1 pseudogene is annotated in these 341 nt (G+C 34.3%); it reads left to right on the top strand.

Annotation, left to right across the window (positions count from 1 at the left end):
* Positions 1-224, top strand: a pseudogene (locus ACY2RS_RS15520) (alginate export family protein); the annotation flags it as partial.
* Positions 225-341: the final 117 nt, after the last annotated feature.

Raw genomic sequence — 341 nt, 5'->3', positions numbered from 1 at the left:
CAGGTAGTGATTCAAAGCAGTTAGGAACGGAAGTAGACCTGGTATACACATATGTTTTTTCTAAAGATATCAATTTCAAAGCCGGATATAGTCAAATGTTCGCTTCGGAAGGGATGGAAATTATAAAGAACAATATTGATAATAATACCAATAATTGGGGATGGGTTATGGTAACCATAAGCCCCACCCTATTTCAAACAGAATCTAAATCAAATCAACTATAAATTTAATACTATGAAAACAACTTTCAGAAAAAAAATGTACGCCGGAATATGTATTTTGGGCATCCTCATTATGTTCTCATCTTGCGTGAGCAATACAGAAGGAAAGACGTATGATGA

Source organism: Patiriisocius sp. 208BN25-11, from assembly GCF_058147145.1.
The sequence above is the reverse complement of the archived record's forward strand: the minus strand, read 5'-3'. Positions and strand labels throughout refer to the sequence as shown.